This is a genomic window from Streptomyces sp. NPDC047974 (assembly GCF_040653375.1).
Taxonomy (GTDB): Bacteria; Actinomycetota; Actinomycetes; order Streptomycetales; family Streptomycetaceae; genus Streptomyces.
Window position 1 is genome coordinate 276,391 of record NZ_JBEZNU010000002.1, and the last position, 24,976, is coordinate 301,366.

The following is a 24,976-nucleotide window of genomic DNA, read 5'->3' on the forward strand; positions in this document are numbered from 1 at the left end:
GTTCTACCAGGCCCGTTGAGACCTCACCCCACGGCCCATTCCCCGTCCGCCATCAGCCGCCGCCCCGCGAGCTCCGGCTCCTCGTGCCACGCCTGGAGATCCGTCGGGCGGACGCGGAACCAGCGGTAGGCCGGGCCGGCCTGGCGGGCGTTCCACCCGGTCTTGGCGTGGAAGCCCTCGGCGGCCTCCGCCGGGACCTCGTCGTGCGCGTACGCCGTGACCTCGCCGTCGAGGAGGACGACGTCCCGGGTGTCCCCGAGGGCGAGGCGGGTACGGGGATGGGCGACGAGGTTCCGTCCGGTCGGGTTGGACAGCCGCGTCACGAGCCAGACGTCCGTCCCGTCCCAGAAGAAAGACAACGGCACGAGGTACGGCACCCCGCCGTCGCCGGCGGAGGCGACCCAGACGTCCATCTCGCGCGTCAACCGCTCCCGCACGTCGCGGACGCGCTGCGCCCTGTCGCGTATCACTGCTTGACGGAATCGATGAAGACGGCGAACGCGGCGGCGGAGACGGCGAGTCGGGGGCCGGCGGGAACCTTCGAGTCGCGGAGGGGGACGAGGCCGGTGGTGGGGACGAGGTTGTGGGCGACTTCGACGCAGTCGTTGCCGCCGTTGCTGTAGGAGGACTTGAACCAGAGGGGGTACTCGTTGGTCACAGCAGGCCCTTTCGTACTTCCTTGATCATGGTCACGGAGTCCGCCTGCGAGAGCGATTCGGCGGAGAGCTGATGGTAGGCCGTAAACCCGGCCGCGACGGTGTCGACCTCACGTTCCAGGTAGCCCTGCGCCTGTGATTCGGTGTAGGCGAGAGTGGACCGGTCCGGCAGAGTCAGAAGAGTGAGAAGCCGATTGAGCGCGCGCCGCTCCCCCATGGCGAACGGTGCCACCTGAAGAACCGTGCGGGGGCGGGCCGCGAACTCGACAAGTCGGTCGAGCTGAGCGGCCATGACCCGCGGACCGCCGACCATCGTCCGGAGGCAACTCTCGTCCAGTACGGCGAAGACCATGGGCGGTCGGGCCCGGTCTAGGATCTGCTGCCGCTCCATCTGGAAGGCCACACGTCCCGCAGCCTCGTTCTCCGTGACTGATCCACGAGCCGCCGAAGCCGCAGCCAGTGCCTGTGCGTACTCCGGCACCTGGAGGAGACCGGACACGAGCCCAATCTCGAACATGCGGATCTCAACGGCTCGGCGCTCGTAGTGCGCGTACTCCGGGAAGCCCTCCATGAGCACGCCGTTCCGCAAGTTCCGCCACTCGTGCTCGAACGAATCAGCGCTGCCGATCAGGCCGAACGCATCGTCAAGCTCAATTGAGAGTTGGAGAGTTACCGTTCTCCGCGCCGTTTCCACGGCGGAAATGTGCTTGCCGGAGTACGACGTCCGGCCGGCCAGGTCCTCCTGTTTCCAGCCCCGCTCCTCGCGCAACCTGCGCAGACGTGCCCCGAACGCGGCTTCCGGGCCGTCGGTCGGCTCCAGCTGCTTGCGATTGACCACAACTCTCATCTCCAGCCTGCAATTTGGAGATTTGAAGACTAGCCGCTTTTGAGTCACGCTGATGGCTCCTCGTAGCGAACCGGCTACGGAAAGGAGAGGAGCGTGCGCATGCCCGCAACCGACCCCCCAACCCCCCTCCCCGACCTCGGCACCTACATGGCGGAAGACACCACCGAGGGGCACCCTCGGCTTGGCAGAGTCACCGCCTGGGACGGGTCCCTCCTCTACCTCATGCCGCCCGGCGGCGGCACCGTGTGGACGGCCCCGCCGGCGGGCCTGCGGCGGCCGAGCGAGAGGGAACGCGCGCTGATCCGGATCCTCACCCGACCCGTCACGCCGATGGAGCCACCGCCCCCTCCGCAGACCTGGCAGGAGGAGCCGGTCGTGCTCTCCGTGGAGCCCCTGCCTCCCGCCGTACCGGCACCGGGCTGCGCGCCGTGCGACCTCGCGGCCGACTGGGAGCGGCACCACCGCCGCCAGGAGGACCACTCCGCCGCCGCGGACTTCCGGATCGAGATCCGCAACCACCCGCACGCACCACCGAAGTTGACGCTTCCCCGCGAGGGGCCGGACTGATGGCGCGGGTCGCGCCGTGGATGATGCAATGGGCAGATGCCCATGCGCCCGGAGCATTGCGTGACGCGAAACCACATCGACGTGTGGCACCACAGGGCCCTGCCGTCGGGGCCGGGGCGGGTCAGGCTGCGGACGGTGCTGCGCGGCTCGCTCCTGCCGATCCTCGTCTGGACCGGCGTGGCCGCCGCCGCGTACGTCCTCTACGACCCGGTCGCGACGGCGGCCCTCGGCGGGGTCTTCGCCGCGGCGTTCCTCGTGGGGTTCGGGCTGCGCCGCAGGGCGGGGCACTCGGTGCGCTGCTGCGCGTACGGCGCGCTGGGCGGGGTTCTGGACAAGTCCCTCGCCTGGCTCTGACGCGGCGACCGCCGGCAGGGGCTCAGGAGGGGCGAGCGGCCTTCAGGACGGCCGCCAGCAGGCCGGGGAAGCGCGCGTCCAGGTCGTCGCCGCGCAGGCGGACCAGTCGGGAGCGGCCCTGGACGGTGGTCCAGGTGACGCCCGCCTCGCGGAGGACGCGGTAGTGGTGGGAGAGCGTCGTCTGGTGGACGTCCAGGTCGCCGGCGAGGGCGTTGCAGCTCTCCTCGCCGGTCTCGGCGAGCCGCTGGACGATCTCCAGGCGTACCGGGTCGGCGAGGGCGCGCAACACCTCGACCAGACGGATCGCCCCGGTCGCCGGGTGCGTGACCTCGCGCATCGCTCTCCTCCCGCCGTGCGTGGCGCGTTCCAGCCTAGCCACGCATGGATACATGGACAAGCATCCATGTGTTGCCTACAGTGCGGTCGTCCCCGTCTCCGTACCGCTCCGGAAAGGCGGCACGCGTCCGTGCTGAAGAGACTCCTCCCCCTGGCTCTGGCGACGTTCGCCGTCGGCACCGACGGTTACGTCATCGCGGGTCTGCTCCCGTCCATCGCCGCGGACCTGGGCGTGTCGACGCCGGCGGCGGGCCAGCTGGTCACGGTCTTCGCCCTGACGCCGGCGCTGTCGGCGCCGGTCACGGGTGCGCTGACGGGCGGTCTGGACCGGCGGTCGGCGCTGCTGGTGGCGCTGGGCGTGTTCGTGGCGGGGAACGCCGTGACCGCGCTGGGGACGAGTTACGGGGTGGTGATGGCCGCCCGGGTCGTCACCGCCGTGGGAGCGAGCGCGATCACCGCCGCCGCGTCCAGTACGGCCTCGGCCCTCGCGCCGCCGGAACGCCGGGGGCGGGCGCTGGCGTTCGTCCTGGGCGGTCTCACGCTCGCGACCGCGCTCGGGATGCCGCTCGGCACGCTGGTCGGCGGCGCCGACTGGCACCTGGCGCTGTGGGCCGTCGCCGGGATCGGCCTGCTCGCGGCGCTCGGGATCGCCGTCGCGCTCCCCCGGGTGGAGCTGCCCGCCGCCTCCCTGGCCGACCGGATGCGCCCGCTCGGGCAGGGCCGGGTCCTCGGACTGCTCGCGGTCACCTCGCTCGCCCTCCTGGGCACGTACACGCTGTACACGTACATCGCCCCCACGCTGGGGGATGCCACCGGCGGCAGCGGGTCCCTGACGACCCTGGTCCTGCTGGTCCTGGGCTTCGGCACGCTGGCCGGGAACATCGCCGCGGGCCGTCTGGTCGACCGCCACTCCCCCGCGCACGTCCTCACCGGCGCGCTGGTCGTCGCCGCCCTCGCCCTGGCGCTGACCCCCCTGGCGGTCCGCGGCCTTCCGTCCACCCTGGTCTGGGGTGCGGTCTGGGGCGCCGCCGTCGGCATCGTCGTCGTGCCCCAGCAGCACCGGCTCATCGCCCTCGCCCCGGCCTCCGCGCCGGTCCTGCTGGGCCTCAACTCGTCGGCGCTGTACGTGGGGATCGCGCTCGGCGGCGGGCTCGGCGGACTGGCGCAGGACCGGTTCGGGCTCGCTCCGGCCGAGCTGGGTCCGGTGGCCGCCGCCGTCACCGGGCTCGCCCTCCTGTGGCACTGGGGCACCGCGCGCCGGCCCGCCGAACCGGCCGCCTCCGCCACCGCCCCGGCGCCGGAGGCCGGGAGTGCGGAGCGCCGGCCGGTGCGATGACTGCCCAGGTCAGGACCGGGGCGTCATCGGGGTCGCGGACGCGTCCTGGGTGACGGTCTGGCGCCTTCTCGCCATAACTCCCGACTTGCCCTGTGGTCGGGTGACTTCGCCGGATACTGGGTCGTGCGCGCATCCTGTTCCGACGATCACACGGAGGACCACGCATGCAGGTACGTCGAAAGCCGGCGGGGCTCGTCGCGGGGGTGGGTCTGGTCATCGGTGGCCTTCTGGCCACCGTGCCGGCCCAAGCCGCCGCATCCGCCGACCGGTCGGTGGGGGACACCGCGCCGACGGTCACCGTCGTGCCGGCCGCCGCGCCGGCCGAGGTCGGCGTGCGGGCGACGGCACCGACGATCTCGCCGGCCGCCGAGCGCGTCCGCTACGTCACCGACGGCACCTACAGCTGCCCGTCCGGTCGCCTGTGCGCCCGCGTATGGGATCCGACCCAGGGCAAGTACAAGGTCTTCGACCTGTACCAATGCAAGACCTACTCGCTGTCCTACTGGAGCGGCGGCGGGGACGGCGGCGGCTTCAAGAACTCCCAGACCGATGGCACGGTCGCCCGGTTCTACAACTCCTCCGGCGCCGTCGCCCACAGTTCCACCGCGCCCGACATCGCCCCCTCCTGGTGGAACTGGGACCCGATCTGGAAGATCAAGAACTGCTGATCCGCACCCTCTGCACCACCCGCACCACCTGCACCACCCGTACCACCCGCGTGAAGACGCCCGCCCCGTCATCCGGGCGGGCGTCGTGGCGCGCCGGGCGTGCTCAGGCCAGGAACCGCGTCAGCAGGCGGTTGAGTTCGGCCGGCCGCTCGGTGGGGAGGGTGTGGTGGGTGGCGTCCGGCAGGAGGGTGACGGTGGCCTCCGGAAGGAGGGCACGGGCCTTTGCCGCGACGCGTCGCGCGTCGTGGGTCCGGCTGCGTCCGGCCAGGAGGACCAGGGTCGGCACGGTGCAGGCCCGGAGCTCCTTCGGCCAGGGGCGGCGCAGGGCGACGACCTTGGTGCGCACCGCCGTCGTGGTGCTGTCGAGGAAGTCCTGCCAGCCGGCGTCCTCGGTGGGCCGGCCGGTCTCCCACAACAGGAAGGCCCGCCGGCGCGCGACGGTGGGACGCAGGAGCGCGGGGAGCCCGTGCAGCAGATAGCGGGGGCTCGGCCCGGCGAAGCAGTTGGCGGGGTCGAGGAGGGCCAGCCTGCTCACGCGGTGGGGCGCGCGCAGCGCGTAGCGCAGGGCGATCGAGGCCCCGTAGGAGTGGCCGCACCACCGCGCCTGCTCCAGGCCGAGCCCGTCCAGGACCGCGTCCAGCCAGGCCATCAGATCGCCGGCGCCCCGCAGCGGTGCCCCGTCGTTGACGCTGCGGCCGACGTCGCCCATGACGTCGACCGCGTAGACGCGGTGGTCACGGCCGAGGTCCTCGACGTTGCCGAACCAGGCCATGGAGGTGGTGCCGCCGCCGGGCAGCAGCACGAGCGGGACGCCGTCCTCCGGGCCGCAGGCGTGGACCCGCGTAGGGCCGTACCGCGTCGGCACGTCGAGGGCGGCGACGTCCTCGGGCCAGCGCCGCAGCATGGCCTCGTACGCCGCGAAGAAGGCCGCCCCGTCGCCGGTGCGGCCGGAATCGCCGAGGTCTCCGGAGTCTCCGGGGTCTCCCTGCTCCATGGCGGGATGATAGCCGCTGCGCCTCCGGGAACCGGAGGGGCTGACTCGTCGCGGTCCGGGCCGAGTTCGCCCCTCTCCGCCTCAGACCTCCAGGTCCTCCGTCAGGACGCGCGTGCGGTACGGCAGGTCCGTTCCCGTCGCCGTGGCCTCCGGGCCCGTCTCCGTGTGCGTCACCGTGTAGACCGCCGCCGGGGCGCCCCGGTGGTCCGGGACCGTGACCGTGGTCGTCGTGCCGGCGGGGGCGCCGGGGGCGACGAGGAGGGTGAGGCCGTCGGGCCAGTCGGCGTCGGGGCGGTCGGCGGGGGCGGCCAGGGGGAGGACGGCGCCGGGGCGGACGTACAGGGGGAGGCTGTCCAGGGAGTGGGTCTCGCGGCGCCAGCACGGGCCGGTGACCCGTTCGCCGGTGAGGAGGTGGGTCCAGGTGCCCTCGGGGACGTACACCTCGACCTCGCCGCCGGGGGTCATGACGGGGGCGACCAGGAGGTCGGGGCCGAGCATGTACTGGCGGTCCAGGGTGCGGCTCGCGGGGTCGTCGGGGAATTCCAGGAGCATGGGGCGCATGACGGGGACGCCCGTCGCGTGGGCCTCGACGGCGGCGGCGTACAGGTAGGGCATGAGGCGGTGCTTGAGGCGGGTGAAGCGGCGGGCCACCTCCACCGCCGTCTCGCCGAACTCCCACGGGACGCGGTAGGAGTCGCTGCCGTGCAGGCGGCTGTGGGAGGAGAGGAGGCCGAAGGCGAGCCAGCGGGTGAAGACCTCGGGTTCGGGGGTGCCCTCGAAGCCGCCGATGTCGTGGCTCCAGAAGCCGAAGCCGCTGAGGGAGAGGGAGAGGCCGCCGCGCAGGGACTCGGCCATCGCCTCGAAGGAGGCCCAGCAGTCGCCGCCCCAGTGGACGGGGAACTGCTGGCCGCCGGCGGTCGCCGAGCGGGCGAAGAGGACGGCTTCGCCGGGGCCGCGTTCCTTCTCCAGGAGTTCGAAGACCGTGCGGTTGTAGAGGTGCGTGTAGTGGTTGTGCATGCGCTCGGGGTCGGAGCCGTCGTGCCAGGCGACGTCGGTGGGGATCCGCTCGCCGAAGTCGGTCTTGAAGCAGTCGACGCCCTGGTCGAGGAGGGGGCGGAGGGTGTCCTGGAACCAGGTGCGGGCGGCGGGGTTCGTGAAGTCGACGAGGGCCATGCCGGGCTGCCAGAGGTCCCACTGCCAGATGTCGCCGTTCGGACGCCGCACGAGGAACCCGGCGGCCGCGGCCTCGTCGAAGAGCGCGGACTTCTGGGCGATGTACGGGTTGATCCAGAGGCCGACGCGCAGGCCGCGGGCCTTGAGGCGGGCGAGCATGCCGTCCGGGTCGGGGAAGGTCTCCGGGTCCCAGGCGAAGTCGGACCACTGGTACTCGCGCATCCAGAAGCAGTCGAAGTGGAAGACGGAGAGCGGCAGGGAGCGGGCGGCCATGCCGTCGACGAAGGAGGTGACGGTCGCCTCGTCGTAGGGGGTGGTGAAGGAGGTGGTCAGCCAGAGGCCGAAGGACCACGGCGGGGGCAGGGCGGGGCGGCCGGTGAGGGCGGTGTAGCGGCGCAGCACGTCCTTGGGGGTGGGGCCGGCGACGACGTGGTACTCCAGGGTCTGGTCCTCGACGCTGAACTGGACCTGGCCGACGGCTTCGGAGCCGACCTCGAAGGAGACGCGGCCGGGGTGGTTCACGAAGACGCCGTAGCCGCGCGAGGAGAGGTAGAAGGGGACGTTCTTGTACGCCTGCTCGCTGCTGGTGCCGCCGTCGGCCTGCCAGATGTCGACGGTCTGGCCGTTCTTGACGAAGGGCGTGAAGCGCTCGCCGAGGCCGTAGACCTGTTCGCCGACGCCGAGGGCCAGCTGCACGGCCATGTGGTGGGCGCCGTCCGGGGTGGTGACGAAGGCGGTGCCCTTGCGGCCCGCCCGGGTGAGGGGGCGGCCGTCGGCGTCGAGGAAGTCGAGGCTCCAGGGGCGGGCGCGGTCGAGGCGGAGGCGGAGGGGGCCGGAGGCGAGTTCGACGGCGGTGCCGTCGTCGTGGACCGTCCCGGCGTCGGGGTCGGGGGCGGCGAGCGCGAAGTCCGGGCCCCGGTGGGCCTTGCCGGCGTGGTGGGTGATCCGGACGGCGATGACGCCCTCGGCGGGGGCGTGGCACTCCACCGTGAGCAGCGCCGAGTTCAGGGTGTCGCCGCGGGTGTGGACCCGCTTGACGGAGGCGTGCGCGGTGAAGCGGCCGGGGGCCACGCGCAGGTCGCGGACCTCGGTGGCGTACGAGGCGTGGACGCCCTCGCGCATCAGCCAGAAGCCGTCGGTGAACTTCATGCGGGTCCTCGCGGGGTCCGTGGGGCGGTGGGGAGCGGTGCGGGAGGCGGGGCGCCCGGGGAGGGGCTGCGCCCTCAATAGTTATCCCAGAAAACAAAACAGGGGAACAGCCCCTCCCGAGCCCCTGGCCGACCGAACGCAGAAAACGCTTTCTATCAACCCTGCGCGAAGCATTGACGAAACATCGGCGCCGCCTTAGCTTCATGGCCGTTGCACTTCGTACGTCATATATGAGACGCGATACACGAGACGTCGTACACGAGATCTGAGAGTGCTCCATGCCCTATGCCCCCAGCCCCATCCCCTCCCGGACCCAGTACGTCCTGGAGGCGATCAAGCACGACATCCTCACCGGGGGCCTCAGACCCGGGCAGGCCCTCGTGGAGGCCGAACTCGCCGCGCGCTTCGGGGTGTCCAAGACCCCGGTGCGCGAGGCGCTGAAGACCCTCGCGGGCAGCGGCCTCGTGGTGATGAACCAGTACAAGGGCGTCACCGTACGGATGGTGGACGCGGACATGGCCAGGGCCGTGTACGACGTCCGGCTGCTCCTGGAGCCGGAGGCCGTCCGCCGGACGGTCGCCTCCGGGGCCTCCCTCGACGCCGCCCACGAGGCGCTCGCCCGGGCCGCCGAGGCCGAGGACCCCGCCCAACGGTCCCTCGCCAACCGGGCCTTCCACCGCGCGCTCTACCTCCCCTGCGGCAATCCGCTGCTCGGACGGATGCTCGACGAGGTGCGCGACCAGGCGGCGCTGGTCTCCACGGTCGCCTGGGCCGCCGTCCCCTCCTGGGAGCGGGAGGCCGCCGAGCACGACGAGATCCTGCGGCTCGCCGCCGCCGGCGACGCCGACGGGGCGCGCCGGGCGGTGCACGCCCACATCGCCTCGTTCGTGGACCGCGCCTTCCCCGCGAACCCCCTGAACCCCCTGGACAGTGAGTGACAATGACTCATCAGACCCTTCGGGCCGCCCTCGCCGACGTCGTGGCCATCCCGGTCACGCCGTTCGCCGAGGACGGCCGGGTGGACTCCGCCGCCCACCGGGCGCTGCTGCGCCGGCTGCTCGACGGCGGGGTGCGCACCCTCACCCCCAACGGCAACACCGGCGAGTTCTACGCCCTGACGCCCGAGGAGCGCCGCTCGCTCACCGAGGCGACGGTCGAGGAGGCCGACGGCCGCGCCACGATCCTGGTCGGCGTCGGGCACGACCTGCCGACCGCCGTCGACGCGGCCCGGCACGCCCGGGACTCCGGGGCGCACATGGTGATGGTCCACCAGCCGGTGCACCCCTACGTCGCCGAGAGCGGCTGGGTCGACTACCACCGGGCCATCGCCGAGGCGGTGCCGGAGCTCGGCGTCGTCCCCTACATCCGCAACCCGCTGCTGAGCGGGGAGCGGCTCGCCGAACTCGGCGCGGACTGCCCGAACGTGGTGGGCGTCAAGTACGCGGTGCCGGACGCGGCGCGGTTCGCGGGCTTCGCCCGGGACGCGGGGCTCGACCGGTTCGTGTGGGTGGCCGGGCTCGCGGAGCCGTACGCCCCCTCGTACTTCTCGGCCGGTGCCACCGGCTTCACCTCCGGCCTCGTGAACGTGGCGCCCGCGCTCTCCCTGGAGATGCTCGCGGCGCTGCGGGCGGGCGACTACGGCACCGCGATGAAGGTGTGGGAGCGGATCCGCCGCTTCGAGGAGCTGCGCGCCGCCAACGGCAGCGCGGACAACGTGACGGTGGTGAAGGAGGCGCTGGCCTCGCTCGGGCTGTGCCGCCGGGACATCCGGCCGCCGAGCCGCGAGCTCCCGGAGGACGCGCGGGCCGAGGTGGCGGCGATCGCCGGCGGGTGGCCGGTATGAGCGAGGACCGCGAGGTGCGGCCCGGCGCGCCGGACGACGGCCCGGAGAAGCAGCCGCACGAGCTGCGCAGCCACCAGTGGTACGGCACCGACGGGCTGCGGTCGTTCAGCCACCGGGCCCGGACCCGGCAGCTCGGCTATCTGCCCGAGGAGCACCTCGGCAAGCCGGTGATCGCGATCCTCAACACCTGGTCGGACATCAACCCCTGCCACGTCCATCTGCGCGACCGGGCGCAGGCCGTGAAGCGGGGGGTGTGGCAGGCGGGCGGCTTCCCGCTCGAATTCCCGGTGTCCACGCTGTCGGAGACCTTCCAGAAGCCGACGCCCATGCTCTACCGCAACCTCCTCGCGATGGAGACGGAGGAGCTGCTGCGCTCGTACCCGGTGGACGGGGCGGTGCTGATGGGCGGCTGCGACAAGACGACGCCCGCGCTGCTCATGGGCGCGGCCTCGGTGGACCTGCCGACGGTCTTCGTGCCGGCCGGCCCGATGCTACCGGGGCACTGGCGCGGGGAGACCCTCGGCTCCGGCACCGACATGTGGAAGTACTGGGACGAGCGGCGGGCCGGCACCATCGGCGACTGCGAGATGGCCGAGCTGGAGAGCGGGCTCGCCCGCTCCCCCGGCCACTGCATGACGATGGGCACGGCGTCGACGCTGACGGCGGCGGCGGAGACCCTGGGCGTGACCGTGCCGGGCGCCTCCTCGGTGCCGGCGGTGGAGTCGGGGCACGACCGGATGGCCGCCGCGTCGGGGCTGCGGATCGTGGAGCTGGTCCGCCGGGACCTGCGGCTGTCGAAGCTGCTGACCCGGGAGGCGTACGAGGACGCGGTCGCCGCCGTCCTGGCGCTGGGCGGGTCCACCAACGCGGTGATCCACCTGATCGCGATGGCGGGGCGCTCGGGGGTGAAGCTGACCCTCGACGACTTCGACCGGATCGCGCGGACGGTGCCGGTGCTCGCGAACCTGCGGCCCGGCGGGGCGTACCTCATGGAGGACTTCCACTTCGCCGGCGGGATGCCCGGCTTCCTGTCGCGCATCGCCGACGTGCTCCACCTGGACCGGCCGACGGTCGGCCACGCCACCCTGCGCGAGCAGCTCGACGGGGCGCTCGTCCACAACGACGAGGTGATCCGGGAGCGGCACCGGCCGCTGGCCGCCGAGGGCGGACTGGCGGTGCTGCGCGGCAACCTGTGCCCGGACGGCGCGGTCGTCAAGCACGTCGCCATGGAGCAGAAGTTCCTCAAGCACACCGGTCCCGCAGTCGTCTTCGACGACTACCGGACGATGCAGCGGACGATCGACGACCCGGCGCTCGGCATCACCGCCGACCACGTCCTCGTGCTGCGCGGCGCGGGCCCCAAGGGCGGTCCCGGCATGCCGGAGTACGGGATGCTGCCGATCCCCAAGTACCTCCTGGAGCAGGGGGTGCGGGACATGGTCCGGATCTCGGACGCCCGGATGAGCGGTACGAGCTACGGGGCGTGCGTGCTGCACGTGGCGCCCGAATCGCATGTCGGCGGGCCCCTTGCCCTGGTCCGAACGGGCGATACGATCACCCTCGACGTCGCGGCCCGCTCCCTCCACCTGCACGTCACGGACGAGGAGCTGGCGCGCCGCGGGGCCGAGTGGACCCCGCCGCCGGCCCGGTACGAGCGCGGTTACGGCGCGCTGTACATGGAGCAGATCTCCCAGGCCGACACCGGCTGCGACTTCGAGTTCCTGGCCCGGCCGGGGACGACCCCCGATCCGTACGCGGGCTGAGCACCCGCCCTACCTCGCCACCGACCCCTTTGTTCGGTATATCGAACGCCGTTCGCGAAGCGCTTCACCACGGGTGGAACGCGCGCGGACCCCGCACCGCCCGCCCGAGAACGGAGCCGCCGTCATGGCCACAGCTGTGACCAAACCGCCCCGAGCCGCCACGGCACGGGGGCGCCGCCGCACGGGAGCGACCCCCCGCCGGCTGCCGTATCTGCTGATAGCCCCCGCAGGCCTGCTGATGCTGGGCTTCATCGCCTACCCCGTGCTGAGCGTCTTCTACTACAGCCTCCAGCACTACAACCCGACCAAGCCCTGGCGGAACGGCTTCGCCGGTTTCGACAACTTCACGAAGATCTTCACGGACGACCCACACTTCTGGGGCACGCTGACCTTCAGCCTCAAGTGGGTCGTGGTCGAGGTGACGCTCCAGCTCCTCTTCGGCCTGGCGCTCGCCCTCATCGTCAACCAGACCTTCTTCGGCCGGGCGCTCGGCCGGGCCCTGGTCTTCTCGCCCTGGGCCGTCTCGGGCGTGCTGACCTCCGCGATCTGGGTGCTGCTCTACAACTCCCAGACCGGCATCACCCGTTATCTGGCGGACCTCGGCATCGGCGAGTACGGCACCTCGCTGCTCTCCGACACCGGCACGGTCTTCTGGGCCGCGATCGTCGCGGACCTCTGGCGCGGCGTGCCCTTCTTCGCCATCCTCATCCTCGCCGACCTCCAGTCGATCCCGGGCGATCTGTACGAGGCCGCCGAGGTCGACGGGGCGGGCCGGCTGCGGCAGTTCTTCCACATCACGCTCCCGCACATCCGGGACGCGATCGTGCTCTCCACGCTGCTGCGCGCGGTGTGGGAGTTCAACAACGTCGACCTGCTCTACACGCTGACCGGCGGCGGGCCCGCCGGCGTCACCACGACCCTGCCGCTGTACGTCGCGGAGACCAGCGTCGACGCCCACAACTTCGGTTACGCCTCCGCCCTCACCACGGTGGCGTTCGTGATCCTTCTCTTCTGCTCGATCGTCTATCTGCGCCTGAGCAAGTTCGGAGGCGACAGCAAGTGACCGCCGCAGCCACCCGCACCCGCACCGCCCCCGCCGGCGAGGCCGCTCCCCCCGCCGACCCGCCGGAGGGCACCCCGCCCGCCGCCGCCCGCACCCGGCACCGGGCCTGGGACGAGGTCCCCCGCTGGCAGATCTACCTGCCGCTCGGCGTCTACCTCGTCTTCACCCTGGTCCCCTTCTACTGGATCTTCCTCTTCTCCGTCCGCCCGGCCGGATCGACCTCGCTGCTGCCCTGGCCGATGACGACCGAGCACTTCGAGAAGGTGTGGACCGAGCGCAGCTTCGGGGTCTTCTTCCAGAACAGCCTGCTGATCGGGATCGCGGTGCTCATCAGCACCACGGTGGTCGCGCTGGCCGGCGGATACGCCCTCGCCCGCTTCGACTTCCGGATCAAGAAGGGCTTCATGCTGGCCCTGCTCTGCTCCCAGTTCGTGCCGGGCGCCCTGCTCCTCGTCCCGCTCTTCCAGATCTTCGCCGAGCTGAGGATGATCAACTCGATCGGCAGCGTCATCCTCGCCGAGACGGTCTTCCAGCTGCCCCTGTCGATGATCCTCATCAGCGGCTTCATCAGGAACGTGCCGCCCTCCCTGGAGGAGGCCGCCTGGGTCGACGGCTGCGGACGCTTCCGCGGCTTCCTCATCGTGGTGCTGCCGCTGCTGCGGCCCGGCCTCGTCGCCGTCGGCTCCTTCGCCTTCGTGCACGCCTGGAACCACTTCCTCTTCGCCCTGATGTTCCTCAGCAGCCAGGACAAGCAGACCATCCCGGTCGGCCTCAACACCCTGATGGGCGCCGACAGCGTCGACCTCGGCGCGCTCGCCGCCGGCGGGGTCATCGCCGCCGTCCCCGTCGTGATCGTCTTCGCCTTCATCCAGAAGTGGCTCGTCACCGGCTTCAGCGCCGGGGCGGTGAAGGGATGAGCCCCATGCCCGTACGCGAACCCCTGCCCGTCGTCCTCGCGGGCGCCCGCGGCCACGGCCGCAGCCACCTCCTCAACATCCACCGGCTCGAACGCCTCGGCCTGGTCCGCCTCGCCGGCGTCTGCGAGCTCCGCCCGCTCGACGCCGCCGAGCTCGACGGGCTCGGCGAGCCCGCCCAGTCCGACGACTTCGAGGCGCTGCTCGCCTCCACCGGCGCACGCCTCGCGGTGCTCAGCACCCCCATCCAGACCCACACCGACATGACGCTGGCGGCCGCCCGGCACGGCGCCGACATCCTCCTGGAGAAGCCGCCCGCCCCCTCCTACGCGGAGTTCCGGCGGATGGCCGACGGGGTCGCCGCGGCCGGCCGCGCCTGCCAGATCGGCTTCCAGTCGCTCGGCTCGCACGCCGTCCCCGCCGTCCGCGCGCTCATCGCCGACGGGGCGATCGGCGAGGTCCGGGGCGTCGGCGCGGCCGGCGCCTGGGTCCGCGACGAGGCGTACTTCCGGCGCGCCCCCTGGGCCGGCCGGCGCCGCCTCGACGGCCTCGACGTCGTCGACGGGGCGCTGACCAACCCGCTCGCGCACGCCGTCGCCACCGCCCTCGCGCTCGCCGGGACCACCCGCGCCGAGGACGTCACCGGCATCGAGACGGAGCTCTTCCACGCCCACGCCATCGAGTCCGACGACACCTCCGCCGTCCGCGTCAGCACCACCGCGGGGCTCCCGGTGACCGTCGCGGCGACGCTCTGCGCCGAGAAGACCGGCGAGCCGTACGTGGTCGTGCACGGCACCCGCGGCCGCGTCACCTTCTGGTACCGCGAGGACCGGATCCTCCTCCAGCGCGCCGGACACGGCCCGGAGGAGCTCGTGTACGGCCGGACCGACCTCCTGGAGAACCTGCTCGCCCACGTCACCGACGGCACCGCACTGCTCGTCCCGCCGGACGCCACCGGCGCCTTCATGCGCGTCGTCGAGGCGGTCCGCACCGCGCCCGACCCGCTGCCGATGGACGCCGCCCACTGGCGTACGGCCCCCGGTGAGGGCGACGCGAGCGCCGAACGGCGGGTCGTGACGGGCGTCGAGGCGCTCGTCGACGCGAGCGCCGAGCAGCTGCGGCTCTACTCCGAGCTGGGCGCGCCGTGGACGGCACCGGCGCCGGCGGTGGTCCGATGAGCGCCGACGCGACGACCGGAGCCGCACTGCGGGTCGCGGGGCGCACCGTCGCCCGGTACGTGACCCGGCCGGGGCTCGCCGCCGACCACTCCCCGCGCCCCTACCTGCACCCGGTGACGACGCTCGCCGGGCGGGCCGTCACCGAGGTGCTGCCCGAGGACCACGTGCACCACCTGGGCGTCTCCGTCGCCGTCCCGGACGTGGCCGGACACAACTTCTGGGGCGGGCGGACCTTCGTCCGGGGCCGCGGCTCGGTCGAGCTCGACAACCACGGCACACAGCGCCACGACGGCTTCAAGCTGTGCGACCCGGACGGCTTCGTCGAGGAGCTGACCTGGACGGCCCGCGGCGAGCGACTGCTCGCCGAGCACCGCACGGTCGCCGCCGTCGCCCTCACCGACACGGCCTGGGCCCTGGACCTCACCTTCTCCGTCGCCAACGTCTCCGGCCGCGACCTGTCCATCGGCAGCCCGGCCACCAACGGACGCCCGGGCGCCGCCTACGGCGGTTTCTTCTGGCGCGCCCCCAAGTCCCCCGCCGCACCCGGGGTGTTCGGCCCCGACGCGACCGGCGAGGAGGCCGTGCACGGCGCCCGCGCCGACTGGGTGGCGATGTGCGGCGACGGCTGGACGCTGGTCTTCGCCGGGGCGACCGGGACGACCCGGCGCGACCCGTGGTTCGTGCGGGCCGCCGAGTACCCGGGCGTCGGCTCCTCCCTCGCGTACGGGGAGCGGCTCGCGGTCCCGGCCGGCGAGACCTTCGTACGGCGCGTGGTCACCGTCGTCGCCGACGGGCGCCTCGACCGGGACGGGGCCGCCGCCCTGGTCCGCAAGGCGGTGGCGTCGTGAACGCGACCGTGGTGCCCGGCGCCGGGGTGCCCATGGCCGGGGTGCCCGTGGACACCGGCGACCTGGGGGACGGCACGTACCGCAACCCCGTGCTCGCCGCCGACTGGTCGGACCCGGACGTCGTCCGGGTCGGCGAGGACTACTACCTCACCGCCTCCAGCTTCGGCCGCGCCCCCGGACTGCCGCTGCTGCACTCCCGCGACCTCGTCAACTGGACGCTCGTCGGGCACGCCCTCGAACGGCTCGTACCGGAGGAGGAGTTCACCCGCCCGCGCCACGACCGCGGGGTGTGGGCCCCCTCGCTCCGCCACCACGACGGCCGGTTCTGGATCTTCTGGGGCGACCCGGACCACGGGATCTTCCGGATCGACTCCCCGTCGATCGACGGGCCGTGGAGCAGTCCGCACCTGGTGAAGGAGGGCCGGGGACTCATCGACGCCTGCCCCCTGTGGGACGCGGAGACCGGCGAGGCGTATCTGGTGCACGGCTGGGCGAAGTCCCGGGCCGGGTTCAACAACCGGCTCACCGGACACCGGATGAGCCCGGACGGCACCAAGGTCCTCGACGAGGGCCGGACCCTCGTCGACGCCGACCTCGTCCCCGGCTGGTTCACCCTGGAAGGCCCCAAGCTGTACCGCCACGAGGGCCGTTACTGGATCCTCGCCCCGGCCGGCGGCGTCGCCACCGGCTGGCAGGGCGCCTTCCGCGCGGACTCCTTCTTCGGCCCGTACGAGGAACGGATCGTCCTCTCCCAGGGCGACACCGACGTCAACGGCCCCCACCAGGGCGGCTGGGTGCGCACCGGCACGGGCGAGGACTGGTTCCTGCACTTCCAGCAGACCGGTGCGCACGGCCGGCTCGTCCACCTCCAGCCGATGCGCTGGGACGCGGACGGCTGGCCGGTCCTGGGCGACGAGGGCTCCCCAGTCCGCGTCCACCGCAAGCCGGACCTGCCGGAGGGGCCGGCGTCACGGCCGGCCGTCGACGACGCCTTCCCCGGCGGCGCCTTCGGACCGCAGTGGCAGTGGACGGCCAACCCCGGCGCGGACTGGACGCGTGCGCACGAGGGGCGGGGGCTCCACCTCGCCTGCCTCCGGTCCGGGCGGGCCGCCGAGGACCTGCGGTCCGTGCCGCACGTGCTGACGCAGCGGCTGCCGGCCGGGGCCCTGACCGTCGAGGTCCGGCTGCGCCTCGACTCCGAGGTGCCCGGGGCACGCGCCGGTCTGGTCGTGCTCGGCGACGCCTACGCCTGGATCGGCCTGGAGCGCGACGCGGACGGCGGGCCGCTGCTCGTCCACCGCTTCGCCCCGGCCAACGCCGACCGGGAGCGGGACGCGGCCCGCGCCCGGCCCCTGGACTCCGCCGAGGCGCTGCTGCGGATCGAGGTCACCGCCGACGCCCGCTGCCGCTTCTCCTACGACGCCGGCGAGGGACCCGTCCGGCTCGGCCCCGAGTTCGCGGCCACCCCCTGGCGGTGGGTGGGCGCCCTGCTCGGACTGTTCGCCGCCGCGCCGGAGGGCGAAGGGCACGCCGGGACGGGCGTGTTCGACGACTTCCGCGTCCTGACCACCCCCTCCGCCGCCGCTCGCTGAACCCCGGCGGGCCCTCGTACTCCCCCACACGCGCCACCCGCGCCATCCCCATCCCCCGCACCACCCCGAGAGAAGAGAGCCGACGATGACCATCTTCCCCGGACGGCGCAGAGCCGCCCTCGCCCTCGCCGTCTCCGGCGTCCTCGCGCTGACCGCCACCGCCTGCGGTGACGACGGCAGCGCCGCCGCCGGCGGCGGAGGCACCGAGGGATCCGGCAAGGGCAAGATCACCTTCTGGGACAACAACGGCGGTGTCCGCACCGACGTCTGGAAGGAGATCATCGCCGACTTCGAGAAGGCCAACCCGGACATCGACGTCGAGTACGTCGGCGTGGCCTCCAAGGAAGTGCAGTCCAAGTACGACACCGCCATCCAGGGCGGCGCGCTGCCGGACGTCGGCGGCGTCGGCGCGGCGATGCTCGCCGGGATCGCCGCGCAGAACGCGCTGGAGCCGCTCGACGAGCGGATCGAGAAGAGCTCCCTGTTCGGCAAGCTGAACCCCGGCATGGTCGAGTCCGTGAAGGCGGCCGGCGGCCAGGACAAGCTCTTCACCGTCCCGACCTCCGCCAGCAACGGCGTCCTCTACTACCGCACCGACCTCTTCAAGGCGGCCGGTCTCCAGGAGCCGTCCACCTGGTCGGCGTTCTACGCGGCGGCCGAGAAGCTCACCGCCAAGGACAAGAACCAGTTCGGCTACACCATCCGCGGCGGCGCCGGCTCCATCGCCCAGGCCCTCGACGCCATGTACGGCCAGAGCGGCATCCAGAGCTTCTGGGACGGCGACAAGACCACCGTCAACGACCCGAAGAACGTCGCCGCCCTGGAGAAGTACGCCGCCCTGTTCAAGAAGACCACCCCGGCGGCCGACGTCAACAACGACTTCACCAAGATGGTCGCCCAGTGGGACAGCGGCCAGATCGGCATGCTCAACCACAACCTCGGCTCCTACCAGGACCACGTGAAGGCCCTCGGCACCGAGAAGTTCCGCGGCATACCGAACCCGACGCTCGACGACGGCACCCGGGTGATGGTGTCCAACCCGGTCGACGGCCTCGGCCTCTTCTCCAGCAGCAAGAACAAGGCCGCCGCCTGGAAGTTCATCGAGTTCGCGGCCTCCCACGAGTCCAACTCCAAGTGGAACAAGTCCGCCGGCGCCATCCCCGCCCACACCGAGGCCGCGCAGGACCCGTGGCTCAAGGAGTCCGAGACGACCAGGCTCGCCGCCGAGGTCCTCTTCAGCGGCAAGGCGACCATCGTCCAGCTGCCCTACTACCTGCCCGACTGGAACACCATCTCCAAGGCCGACAACGAGGCCGACTTCCAGAAGGTGCTGCTCGGTTCGATGACGGCGAAGGAGTTCGCCGACAGCCTCGCCGCGCAGCTCGACGAGGCCCAGGCCGAGTGGAAGCAGCAGCAGAAGTGACGGTCGGCCGCCGTGAGGCGGTCGCGGCCGGGGCGGGCCTGGTGCTCGCCCTGGCCGCCCGGCCGGCCGCCGCCCGTACCGAGGACGCCTCCGCCGGGTCCTCCTCCCGACGCCCCCGCACCCTCTTCGTCGCCGGGGACTCCACCGCCGCGCAGAAGTACTCCGACGCGGCCCCCGAGACCGGCTGGGGCATGGCCCTCCCGTTCTTCCTGCACCGGGAGACCACCGTCTCCAACCACGCCGTCAACGGGCGCTCCACCAAGAGCTTCCTCGACGAGGGACGGCTCGACCCGATCACGGACGCGCTCCGCCCGGGGGACGTGCTGCTCGTCCAGTTCGGCCACAACGACTCCAAGTCCACCGACCCCACCCGGTACGCCGCCCCCTGGGGCGCCTACCGGGACAACCTGCGGGTCTTCGTCGAGGCCGCCCGCTCCCGGGGCGCGCTCCCGGTGATCGCGACCTCCGTCGAGCGGCGCCGCTTCGACGCCGCCGGCACCGCCCAGCGCTCGCTCGGCGACTACCCGGCCGCCGCCCGCGCGGTGGCCGCCGCCTCCGGCGTACCGCTCCTCGACATCGAGGCGCTGTCCCTGGCGCTGTGGCAGCGGCTCGGCCCCGAGGCGACCAAGACGTACTTCAACTGGACCGCCACCGAGCAGGACAACACCCACTTCAACCCGCCCGGCGCGATCGAGGTGGCCCGGCTCGTGGCCCGCGAACTGCTCCGCACCCGGGTCCTCGCCCCGCGCGAGACCCGCCGGCTCGACGACGACATCCCCACCGACCGGATCACCTGGCCCCCGGCCGTCCCGTCCGCATCCTGAGGAGAACCGCGCGTGAACAGAACCACGAAGCTCGGGGCGGTGGCCGCCGCCGCCCTCGTCCTCACCGTCACCGCGCCCGCCGCCGGCGCCCACTCCGGCCACCCCACGGGCTCCGACCCCGCCCGCGCCGCCCTCCCCGCCGGTGACGGCTGGGCCTCCGACGGCACGGGCACCACCGGCGGCGCCGCCGCCGACACCTCCCGCGTCTTCACCGTCACCACCTGGGCCGAGCTGCGGGCCGCGCTCGCCGTCCCCGGCACCGAGCCCCGGATCGTCAAGGTCGCCGGCACCCTGGACGCCGTCGAGGCCGGCTGCGCCGCCTTCGAGGCCCCCGGCTACTCCTTCCCGCAGTACCTCGCCGACTACGACCCCGCCGTGTGGGGGTACGAAACGGAGGTCAGCGGCCCGCAGGAGCAGGCGCGCGCCGCCTCCGCCACCGCCCAGGGGCAGGCCATCAAGGTCAAGGTGCCCGCCAACACCACCCTCGTGGGCGTCGGCCGGGACGCGACGATCCTCGGCGGCAGCCTCCAGGTCACCGGCGTCGACAACGTGGTGATCCGCAACCTGAAGCTGGAGAGCCCGCTCGACTGCTTCCCGCAGTGGGACCCGACCGACGGCGCCACCGGCGCCTGGAACTCGGAGTACGACAGCCTGGTCGTGTACGGCTCCACCCACGTCTGGATCGACCACAACACCTTCACCGACGGCCGCTACCCGGACAGCTCCCTGCCGGAGTACTACGGCGAGGTGTACCAGCAGCACGACGGCGAACTGGACGTGGTGCGCGGCGCCGACCTCGTCACCGTCTCGTGGAACGTCTTCACCGACCACGACAAGACGCTGATGATCGGCAACAGCGACAGCGCGGGCGCCACCGACCGCGGCAAGCTCCGCGTCACCCTCCACCACAACCTCTTCGACGGCGTGGTCGAGCGGGCGCCGCGCGTGCGCTTCGGCCAGGTCGACGCGTACAACAACCACTTCGTGGTGCCGGACACGAACTACGTGTACAGCCTCGGCATCGGCCAGGAGTCCCAGCTGTACGCGGAGAAGAACGCCTTCACGCTCGGCTCCGAGGTGCCCGCCGGGCAGATCCTGAAGAAGTGGAAGGACGCGCCCGTCACCACCACCGGCAACTACGTCAACGGGCGTCCGGTCGACCTGCTGGCCGTCCACAACGAGCAGTTCCCCGCGGAGACGCTGCGCGGCGACGCGGGCTGGACGCCCACGCTGCGCACCCGGGTGGACCACCCGCTGGCCGTCCCGTTCCTCGTCGGCGTCCACGCCGGCTCCGGCCGCCTGCGCTGAGCGAGCCCCCTGCCCCGGGCCGGGGCGGAGCGCGGCACCCCCGTCCCGTCGCGCCCGCCCCGGCCCGGTCCTTCACTTCCTCCCCCGCCCCGAAGGAGCTTCCGCATGCCCGCGCACGACCCCCGCACCTCACCCGGCCGCCGTGCCTTCCTCACCGGCGCCGGCGCCGCGCTCGCCGCCCTCGCCCTGCCGGCGGCGCCCGCCGCCGCCTCCGCGGCCCCCGGTCCGTTCGGGCGGTACGGTTCGCCCGCCGCGCGGCTCTCCGCGCGGACGCTGTACGTCCACCCCGGCGGCCTCGGCGACCACACCTCGGTCCAGGCCGCGGTGAGCGCCGCGTCCGGGACCGGGTGGACGCTGGTCCTGGCGCCTGGCACGTACCGGGAGACGGTCGTGGTGACCGCCGCCCGGACCGGCATGACGTGGATCGGGGCGAGCGGGGACGCCAAGGACGTGGTCGTGGTGTACGACAACGCCGCGGGCACTCCGAAGCCGGACGGCTCCGGCACGTACGGCACCACCGGGTCGGCGACGGTCACCCTCCAGGCGGCGGACTTCACCGCGCACGCGGTCACCTTCGCCAACGACTTCCTCCGCACCGACCTGCCGGGGAACCCGGGCACGCAGGCCGTGGCGCTGAAGGCGCAGGGCGACCGCTCGGCGTTCTTCCACTGCCGCTTCCTGGGCCACCAGGACACCCTGTACGCGGACTCGATGTCGCCGGCGGCCTTCGCCCGGCAGTACTACGCGCACTGCTACGTCGAGGGGGACGTGGACTTCGTCTTCGGGCGTGCCACGGCGGTCTTCGAGCACTGCCACTTCCGGACGCTGGTCCGCACGGACCTGGCCGGCGCCCCGTACGGCTTCGTCTTCGCCCCCTCCACGGCCCGTGCCAACCCGTACGGCTTCCTCGCCACCCGGTGCCGGGTCACCAGCGAGGCGCCGGACGGCTACTACAAGCTGGCCCGCCCGTGGGTGCCCGGCTCGGACACGACGGCCTGGCCGTCGCTGGTGGTGCGCGAGAGCGTGCTGTCCGCGGGGACCGACGCGGCGGCGCCGTACGCGAACATGCGGGCCGAGTACCCGTGGCAGCAGCAGCGCTTCGCGGAGTACCGCAACACGGGCCGGGGCGCGGAGGTCACCGTCCCGGAGAACCGCCCGCTGCTGACGGCCGCGCAGGCCGCCGCCGCGACCCCGGCCGCGTACCTGGGCGACTGGACCCCGGACGGCACCCTCTGCCTCTGATTCCCCTGCTTCTCCCCCCTGCGAGAGGACCCCGCACGTCATGTCTCGTACCCCCCGCGGTCTCACCCTGCTCGTGGCCGCCGCCCTCGCGGCCGCCGGACTCACCGCCCTCGCCTCCCCGGCGCAGGCCGCGACCGTCACCGTCTCGACCTCCACGGACCTGGCGAACGCGGTGAAGAACGCCACCCCCGGCACCGTCATCCAGATCCGGGGCGGCACCTACTACCCGACGGCCACCCTCCAGTCGACCGCGAACGGCACCGCGTCGAGCCGCATCACGCTGCGCCCGTACGGGGCGGAGACCGTCAGGATCGACGGCTCGAACCTTCCGGCCGGGTCGTGGATCTTCAAACTGACCGCCGACCACTGGACGGTGAACGACCTCACCTTCCAGAACTCCCCCGACAGCGCGGTCGTCTGCACCTCGTGCACCGGGACCCAGTGGAACCGGATCAGGACGATCAACGGCGGCGACTCCGGCTTCACGCTCACCGGCGCCGACACGAACGACAACGTGGTCCGCAACCTCGACTCGTACGGGCATTACGACGCCGCCACCCACGGGGAGAACGCGGACGGTGTGGCGGTCAAGTACGGCTCGGGCAGCGGGAATCTGATCACCGGGGCCCGGCTCTTCAACAACTCGGACGACGGCATCGACCTGTGGTCCTGGTCGAGCCCGGTGACGGTCGAGCACACCTGGGCGTACGGGAACGGGAGGAACCGCTGGTCCGACTCGGCCTTCGCGGGCGACGGCAACGGCTACAAGCTGGGCGGGGACGGCGAGGTCGTCGCCCATGCCGTCAACAACTCGGCCGCCTGGGACAACGCGGGCAACGGCTTCACCGAGAACAGCAACAAGGGCGCGATCCAGATCAACCGGACGACCGCCTACGCCAACGGGAACAAGGGGTACTACTTCGCGACGGGCGCGGCCCGCCTCGGCAAGAACCTCGCCGTCTCCAACGGCGGCGGTCCGGTGGCGGCCGGTTCGTCGGTCGTCTCCCAGGGCAACAACTGGGACTCCGGGATCGCCACGCCCGCGTTCCTCTCCACCGACCCGACGAGCGCGTACGGGGCGAGGAAGGCGGACGGTTCGCTGCCGGCGACGACGTTCCTGACGACGGGGTCGACGACGATCGGTTCGACGATGGACTAGCCGTCAGACGAGCAGGTCCACGCAGTCGAGGGCGGTGCCCGGGCTCAGGAAGCCTGTTCCGGTCGAACCACTGACGACGTTCAGCCGGAGCACGTTGTACTGGGACGGGTCCGCCCTCCACGCGCTCGCGGGGACGCTGTAGGTGAAGGTGTGGTTGTTGCCCCGGTACGAGCCGGTGGTGAGGGAGCGGGTCGACGGCTGGGCGGGCGGTGACGGGATCGCGGAGACCCAGGTGTCGTTGACGGTGACCTGGGGGCGGCCGTTGAGGAAGGCGGTGGTGACGCCGATCCGCAGGGTGTGCGCGGCGGCGGCCTGGGCGGCGGTGAGCCGGAAGTAGATCAGGAAGCCGTCGTTGACGCCCTTCCAGAGGTAGCAGGGCACGGCGGTGGAGGGGTCGGCGCCGTCGACGACGACGTTCCCCGTCCAGGAGTCGGCCCGCACGTCGGCCGGATGGGCGACCGTCATGAGCTGCGCGTTCTTGAAGCCGGCGGGGGTGCCGTCCCAGTCGCCGAGCCGCCAGACGGCGGGCGCGGTGCTCGGGTCTCCGGTGATCGTGAGCGTGTGCAGGGCGGTGGCGGCGCCGGCGGTGACGGTCACCGTCGTGGTGTGGACGGCGAGTTCGCCCTTGTAGACCGTGAGCGTGTAGGTGCCGGGCAGCATGCCGCGGCAGGAGTACGCGCCGGTTCCGGCGGTCGCCCGGGTCCAGTACTGGGCGTCGGCGTTGGCGAAGCCGATGGTGTACGGGTGGTTCGGGTCCATGTTCTTCAGGCCGACGCCGGCGACCCGGCCGCGTCCGGCGGGTCCGACCCAGCCGGGGATGCCGAGTCCGTCGACCCAGCTCGTGTCGTGCTCGGCGGGGAAGAGCGCGGGGGCGGGGGTGCCGCCGTCGGTGAAGGCGAGGAGGTAGGGCCCCTGGAGGCCGAAGCGCATGGCCTCGGTCTGCGACTGGTTGTAGTGGAGGATCTCGTAGAGTCCGACGCCGAGTTCGTTGGAGTGGCGCAGCAGCGAGCGGTAGAAGGGTCCGCCGGAGGCCTTCTCGTGGTTGGAGCGGACCATCCAGAGGCCGACGGAGCCGGTGGTGTAGCCGACGTGGTCGTAGTCCATGACGCGGACGCCGGAGTAGTGCTTGGACCGGGTGTGTCCGTCGGCCCGCTGCCAGACGTCGCCGGCCTCGATGACGGTGTCGGCGCCCTCGACCCAGGAGTCCGGGCCCTCGCCGGGGAAGACGCCGGGCTTGAGGCGGGCGATGAAGCGGGTGGCGGTGAAGGACGTGTCGGCCTTGTCGGTCCACAGGTAGACGTTGTTGTGGCCGGAGCGGGCCGCGTAGTAGTGGCGCAGGGTGCCGTGGACGACGGTGACGAGGATCGTCGCGCCGACCTGCCGGAGCGTGACGGTGGAGGCGCCGAGGCCCGACTCGACGTGCGAGTGCTTGCCGCCGTAGCTCTCGTACTCCTTGCCCTTGTAGACGAGGGAGGTGAGGTCGCCGTCGGTCTTGGAGACCTTGAAGACGAGGCCGGCGCCGGTGTCGAGGACGTAGTGCGCGCCGTCGTCGCTCCAGCCGAAGCCGGCCGCGGCGGCGGTTCCCGCGGCGGTGGCGGCGAGGGCGCCGGCGGCGACGGCCGCGCCGAGGACGGTGCGGCGGCGGACGGGGTGGTGCTGCATGGTGCGGCTCCTTCGGTGGCTGTGGGGGGCAGCCGTAGGTCGCCGCGGGGCGGGGAAAGGGTTGCCTCGTGCGTCGA

At 72.7% G+C, this 24,976-nt stretch carries 24 protein-coding genes; 17 read left to right on the plus strand and 7 right to left on the minus strand.

Going from position 1 to position 24,976, the window contains the following annotated elements:
• Nucleotides 1-23: 23 nt before the first annotated feature.
• From AB0E19_RS04420 to AB0E19_RS04430, 3 genes are read right to left on the minus strand one after another with little or no spacing between them, the layout of a single operon-like run.
• Nucleotides 24-470, minus strand: coding sequence for a pyridoxamine 5'-phosphate oxidase family protein (locus tag AB0E19_RS04420; RefSeq protein ID WP_362173052.1), 447 nt, complete (start codon nucleotides 468-470; stop codon nucleotides 24-26).
• Entirely contained in the window at nucleotides 467-658 is a 192-nt protein-coding gene (locus AB0E19_RS04425) for a DUF397 domain-containing protein (protein WP_362173055.1), read from the minus strand. Before AB0E19_RS04425 ends, AB0E19_RS04420 begins: the two co-directional genes overlap by 4 nt.
• The gene (locus AB0E19_RS04430) at nucleotides 655-1,494 is read right to left on the minus strand and encodes a helix-turn-helix transcriptional regulator (protein ID WP_362173058.1); all 840 of its coding nucleotides are present in this window, start codon (nucleotides 1,492-1,494) and stop codon (nucleotides 655-657) included. Before AB0E19_RS04430 ends, AB0E19_RS04425 begins: the two co-directional genes overlap by 4 nt.
• Before the next feature lie 108 nt (nucleotides 1,495-1,602).
• On the opposite strand from AB0E19_RS04430, the gene AB0E19_RS04435 reads away from it, so the two are divergent.
• Nucleotides 1,603-2,070: a hypothetical protein gene (locus AB0E19_RS04435; protein WP_362173061.1), complete on the plus strand. Its 468-nt coding sequence runs from the start codon at nucleotides 1,603-1,605 to the stop codon at nucleotides 2,068-2,070.
• 60 nt (nucleotides 2,071-2,130) lie between these two features.
• On the plus strand, nucleotides 2,131-2,424 hold the full coding sequence (locus tag AB0E19_RS04440) for a hypothetical protein (protein WP_362173063.1): 294 nt from the start codon (nucleotides 2,131-2,133) through the stop codon (nucleotides 2,422-2,424).
• A 22-nt stretch (nucleotides 2,425-2,446) separates the two neighbouring features.
• On the opposite strand, the gene AB0E19_RS04445 is transcribed toward AB0E19_RS04440, so the two are convergent.
• Nucleotides 2,447-2,761: a metalloregulator ArsR/SmtB family transcription factor gene (locus AB0E19_RS04445; RefSeq protein ID WP_362173065.1), complete on the minus strand. Its 315-nt coding sequence runs from the start codon at nucleotides 2,759-2,761 to the stop codon at nucleotides 2,447-2,449.
• 129 nt (nucleotides 2,762-2,890) lie between these two features.
• Here AB0E19_RS04445 and AB0E19_RS04450 point away from each other — a divergent pair, with 129 nt between their 5' ends.
• Both AB0E19_RS04450 and AB0E19_RS04455 read left to right on the plus strand, forming a co-directional pair.
• Nucleotides 2,891-4,096, plus strand: coding sequence for an MFS transporter (locus AB0E19_RS04450; protein ID WP_362173068.1), 1,206 nt, complete (start codon nucleotides 2,891-2,893; stop codon nucleotides 4,094-4,096).
• 164 nt (nucleotides 4,097-4,260) lie between these two features.
• Nucleotides 4,261-4,764, plus strand: coding sequence for a hypothetical protein (locus tag AB0E19_RS04455; protein ID WP_362173071.1), 504 nt, complete (start codon nucleotides 4,261-4,263; stop codon nucleotides 4,762-4,764).
• A 103-nt stretch (nucleotides 4,765-4,867) separates the two neighbouring features.
• On the opposite strand, the gene AB0E19_RS04460 is transcribed toward AB0E19_RS04455, so the two are convergent.
• Both AB0E19_RS04460 and yicI read right to left on the minus strand, forming a co-directional pair.
• Nucleotides 4,868-5,668 (minus strand): alpha/beta hydrolase, encoded by an 801-nt coding sequence (locus tag AB0E19_RS04460; protein WP_362173787.1) that lies wholly within the window; start codon nucleotides 5,666-5,668, stop codon nucleotides 4,868-4,870.
• Nucleotides 5,669-5,839: 171 nt separating this feature from the next.
• Nucleotides 5,840-8,080, minus strand: a complete 2,241-nt coding sequence (yicI, locus tag AB0E19_RS04465; protein ID WP_362173074.1) for an alpha-xylosidase — start codon at nucleotides 8,078-8,080, stop codon at nucleotides 5,840-5,842.
• Nucleotides 8,081-8,358: 278 nt separating this feature from the next.
• Between yicI and AB0E19_RS04470 the strand changes: the two genes are divergently transcribed.
• The 13 genes from AB0E19_RS04470 (at nucleotide 8,359) to AB0E19_RS04530 (ending at nucleotide 23,237) form a co-directional block, all read left to right on the plus strand.
• A complete protein-coding gene (locus AB0E19_RS04470) occupies nucleotides 8,359-9,018 on the plus strand; it encodes a GntR family transcriptional regulator (RefSeq protein WP_360607197.1) in 660 nt (219 codons plus the stop codon).
• Between the two features lie 2 nt (nucleotides 9,019-9,020).
• Entirely contained in the window at nucleotides 9,021-9,923 is a 903-nt protein-coding gene (locus tag AB0E19_RS04475) for a dihydrodipicolinate synthase family protein (RefSeq protein ID WP_362173078.1), read from the plus strand.
• Nucleotides 9,920-11,686 carry an L-arabinonate dehydratase gene (araD, locus tag AB0E19_RS04480; RefSeq protein ID WP_362173081.1) on the plus strand — a complete coding sequence of 589 codons (1,767 nt, stop codon included), beginning with the start codon at nucleotides 9,920-9,922 and terminating at the stop codon, nucleotides 11,684-11,686. Before AB0E19_RS04475 ends, araD begins: the two co-directional genes overlap by 4 nt.
• Nucleotides 11,687-11,810: 124 nt before the next feature.
• Entirely contained in the window at nucleotides 11,811-12,749 is a 939-nt protein-coding gene (locus AB0E19_RS04485) for a sugar ABC transporter permease (protein ID WP_360607203.1), read from the plus strand.
• A complete protein-coding gene (locus AB0E19_RS04490; RefSeq protein ID WP_362173086.1) occupies nucleotides 12,746-13,666 on the plus strand; it encodes a carbohydrate ABC transporter permease in 921 nt (306 codons plus the stop codon). The genes AB0E19_RS04485 and AB0E19_RS04490 overlap by 4 nt, the downstream gene beginning before the upstream one ends.
• Nucleotides 13,667-13,671: 5 nt before the next feature.
• On the plus strand, nucleotides 13,672-14,841 hold the full coding sequence (locus AB0E19_RS04495; RefSeq protein WP_362173089.1) for a Gfo/Idh/MocA family oxidoreductase: 1,170 nt from the start codon (nucleotides 13,672-13,674) through the stop codon (nucleotides 14,839-14,841).
• Entirely contained in the window at nucleotides 14,838-15,689 is an 852-nt protein-coding gene (locus tag AB0E19_RS04500) for a PmoA family protein (protein ID WP_362173092.1), read from the plus strand. The genes AB0E19_RS04495 and AB0E19_RS04500 overlap by 4 nt, the downstream gene beginning before the upstream one ends.
• A gap of 32 nt (nucleotides 15,690-15,721) precedes the next feature.
• Nucleotides 15,722-17,281 (plus strand): family 43 glycosylhydrolase, encoded by a 1,560-nt coding sequence (locus tag AB0E19_RS04505; RefSeq protein ID WP_362173790.1) that lies wholly within the window; start codon nucleotides 15,722-15,724, stop codon nucleotides 17,279-17,281.
• Nucleotides 17,282-17,366: 85 nt separating this feature from the next.
• A complete protein-coding gene (locus tag AB0E19_RS04510; protein ID WP_362173096.1) occupies nucleotides 17,367-18,704 on the plus strand; it encodes a sugar ABC transporter substrate-binding protein in 1,338 nt (445 codons plus the stop codon).
• A complete protein-coding gene (locus tag AB0E19_RS04515; RefSeq protein ID WP_362173099.1) occupies nucleotides 18,701-19,528 on the plus strand; it encodes a rhamnogalacturonan acetylesterase in 828 nt (275 codons plus the stop codon). Before AB0E19_RS04510 ends, AB0E19_RS04515 begins: the two co-directional genes overlap by 4 nt.
• A 12-nt stretch (nucleotides 19,529-19,540) precedes the next feature.
• Nucleotides 19,541-20,836 (plus strand): polysaccharide lyase family 1 protein, encoded by a 1,296-nt coding sequence (locus AB0E19_RS04520; protein ID WP_362173101.1) that lies wholly within the window; start codon nucleotides 19,541-19,543, stop codon nucleotides 20,834-20,836.
• A 105-nt stretch (nucleotides 20,837-20,941) separates the two neighbouring features.
• Nucleotides 20,942-22,078, plus strand: a complete 1,137-nt coding sequence (locus tag AB0E19_RS04525) for a pectinesterase family protein (RefSeq protein WP_362173104.1) — start codon at nucleotides 20,942-20,944, stop codon at nucleotides 22,076-22,078.
• Between the two features lie 40 nt (nucleotides 22,079-22,118).
• The gene (locus AB0E19_RS04530; RefSeq protein ID WP_362173107.1) at nucleotides 22,119-23,237 is read left to right on the plus strand and encodes a pectate lyase; all 1,119 of its coding nucleotides are present in this window, start codon (nucleotides 22,119-22,121) and stop codon (nucleotides 23,235-23,237) included.
• A 3-nt stretch (nucleotides 23,238-23,240) separates the two neighbouring features.
• Here the strand turns inward: AB0E19_RS04530 and AB0E19_RS04535 are convergent, their stop codons facing one another.
• Nucleotides 23,241-24,899, minus strand: coding sequence for a rhamnogalacturonan lyase B N-terminal domain-containing protein (locus tag AB0E19_RS04535; RefSeq protein ID WP_362173109.1), 1,659 nt, complete (start codon nucleotides 24,897-24,899; stop codon nucleotides 23,241-23,243).
• Nucleotides 24,900-24,976: the final 77 nt, after the last annotated feature.

Excerpts from the sequence above, each read along its gene's own strand:
- AB0E19_RS04495 (WP_362173089.1), top strand. The coding sequence starts at position 13,672 with ATGCCCGTACGCGAACCCCTGCCCGTCGTCCTCGCGGGCGCCCGCGGC.
- AB0E19_RS04505 (WP_362173790.1), top strand. The coding sequence starts at position 15,722 with ATGGCCGGGGTGCCCGTGGACACCGGCGACCTGGGGGACGGCACGTAC.
- AB0E19_RS04525 (WP_362173104.1), top strand. The coding sequence starts at position 20,942 with ATGCCCGCGCACGACCCCCGCACCTCACCCGGCCGCCGTGCCTTCCTC.
- yicI (WP_362173074.1), bottom strand. The coding sequence starts at position 8,080 with ATGAAGTTCACCGACGGCTTCTGGCTGATGCGCGAGGGCGTCCACGCC.
- AB0E19_RS04435 (WP_362173061.1), top strand. The coding sequence starts at position 1,603 with ATGCCCGCAACCGACCCCCCAACCCCCCTCCCCGACCTCGGCACCTAC.
- AB0E19_RS04535 (WP_362173109.1), bottom strand. The coding sequence starts at position 24,899 with ATGCAGCACCACCCCGTCCGCCGCCGCACCGTCCTCGGCGCGGCCGTC.
- araD (WP_362173081.1), top strand. The coding sequence starts at position 9,920 with ATGAGCGAGGACCGCGAGGTGCGGCCCGGCGCGCCGGACGACGGCCCG.
- AB0E19_RS04530 (WP_362173107.1), top strand. The coding sequence starts at position 22,119 with ATGTCTCGTACCCCCCGCGGTCTCACCCTGCTCGTGGCCGCCGCCCTC.
- AB0E19_RS04470 (WP_360607197.1), top strand. The coding sequence starts at position 8,359 with ATGCCCTATGCCCCCAGCCCCATCCCCTCCCGGACCCAGTACGTCCTG.
- AB0E19_RS04475 (WP_362173078.1), top strand. The coding sequence starts at position 9,021 with ATGACTCATCAGACCCTTCGGGCCGCCCTCGCCGACGTCGTGGCCATC.
- AB0E19_RS04485 (WP_360607203.1), top strand. The coding sequence starts at position 11,811 with ATGGCCACAGCTGTGACCAAACCGCCCCGAGCCGCCACGGCACGGGGG.
- AB0E19_RS04460 (WP_362173787.1), bottom strand. The coding sequence starts at position 5,668 with ATGCTGCGGCGCTGGCCCGAGGACGTCGCCGCCCTCGACGTGCCGACG.
- AB0E19_RS04455 (WP_362173071.1), top strand. The coding sequence starts at position 4,261 with ATGCAGGTACGTCGAAAGCCGGCGGGGCTCGTCGCGGGGGTGGGTCTG.
- AB0E19_RS04510 (WP_362173096.1), top strand. The coding sequence starts at position 17,367 with ATGACCATCTTCCCCGGACGGCGCAGAGCCGCCCTCGCCCTCGCCGTC.
- AB0E19_RS04445 (WP_362173065.1), bottom strand. The coding sequence starts at position 2,761 with ATGCGCGAGGTCACGCACCCGGCGACCGGGGCGATCCGTCTGGTCGAG.
- AB0E19_RS04500 (WP_362173092.1), top strand. The coding sequence starts at position 14,838 with ATGAGCGCCGACGCGACGACCGGAGCCGCACTGCGGGTCGCGGGGCGC.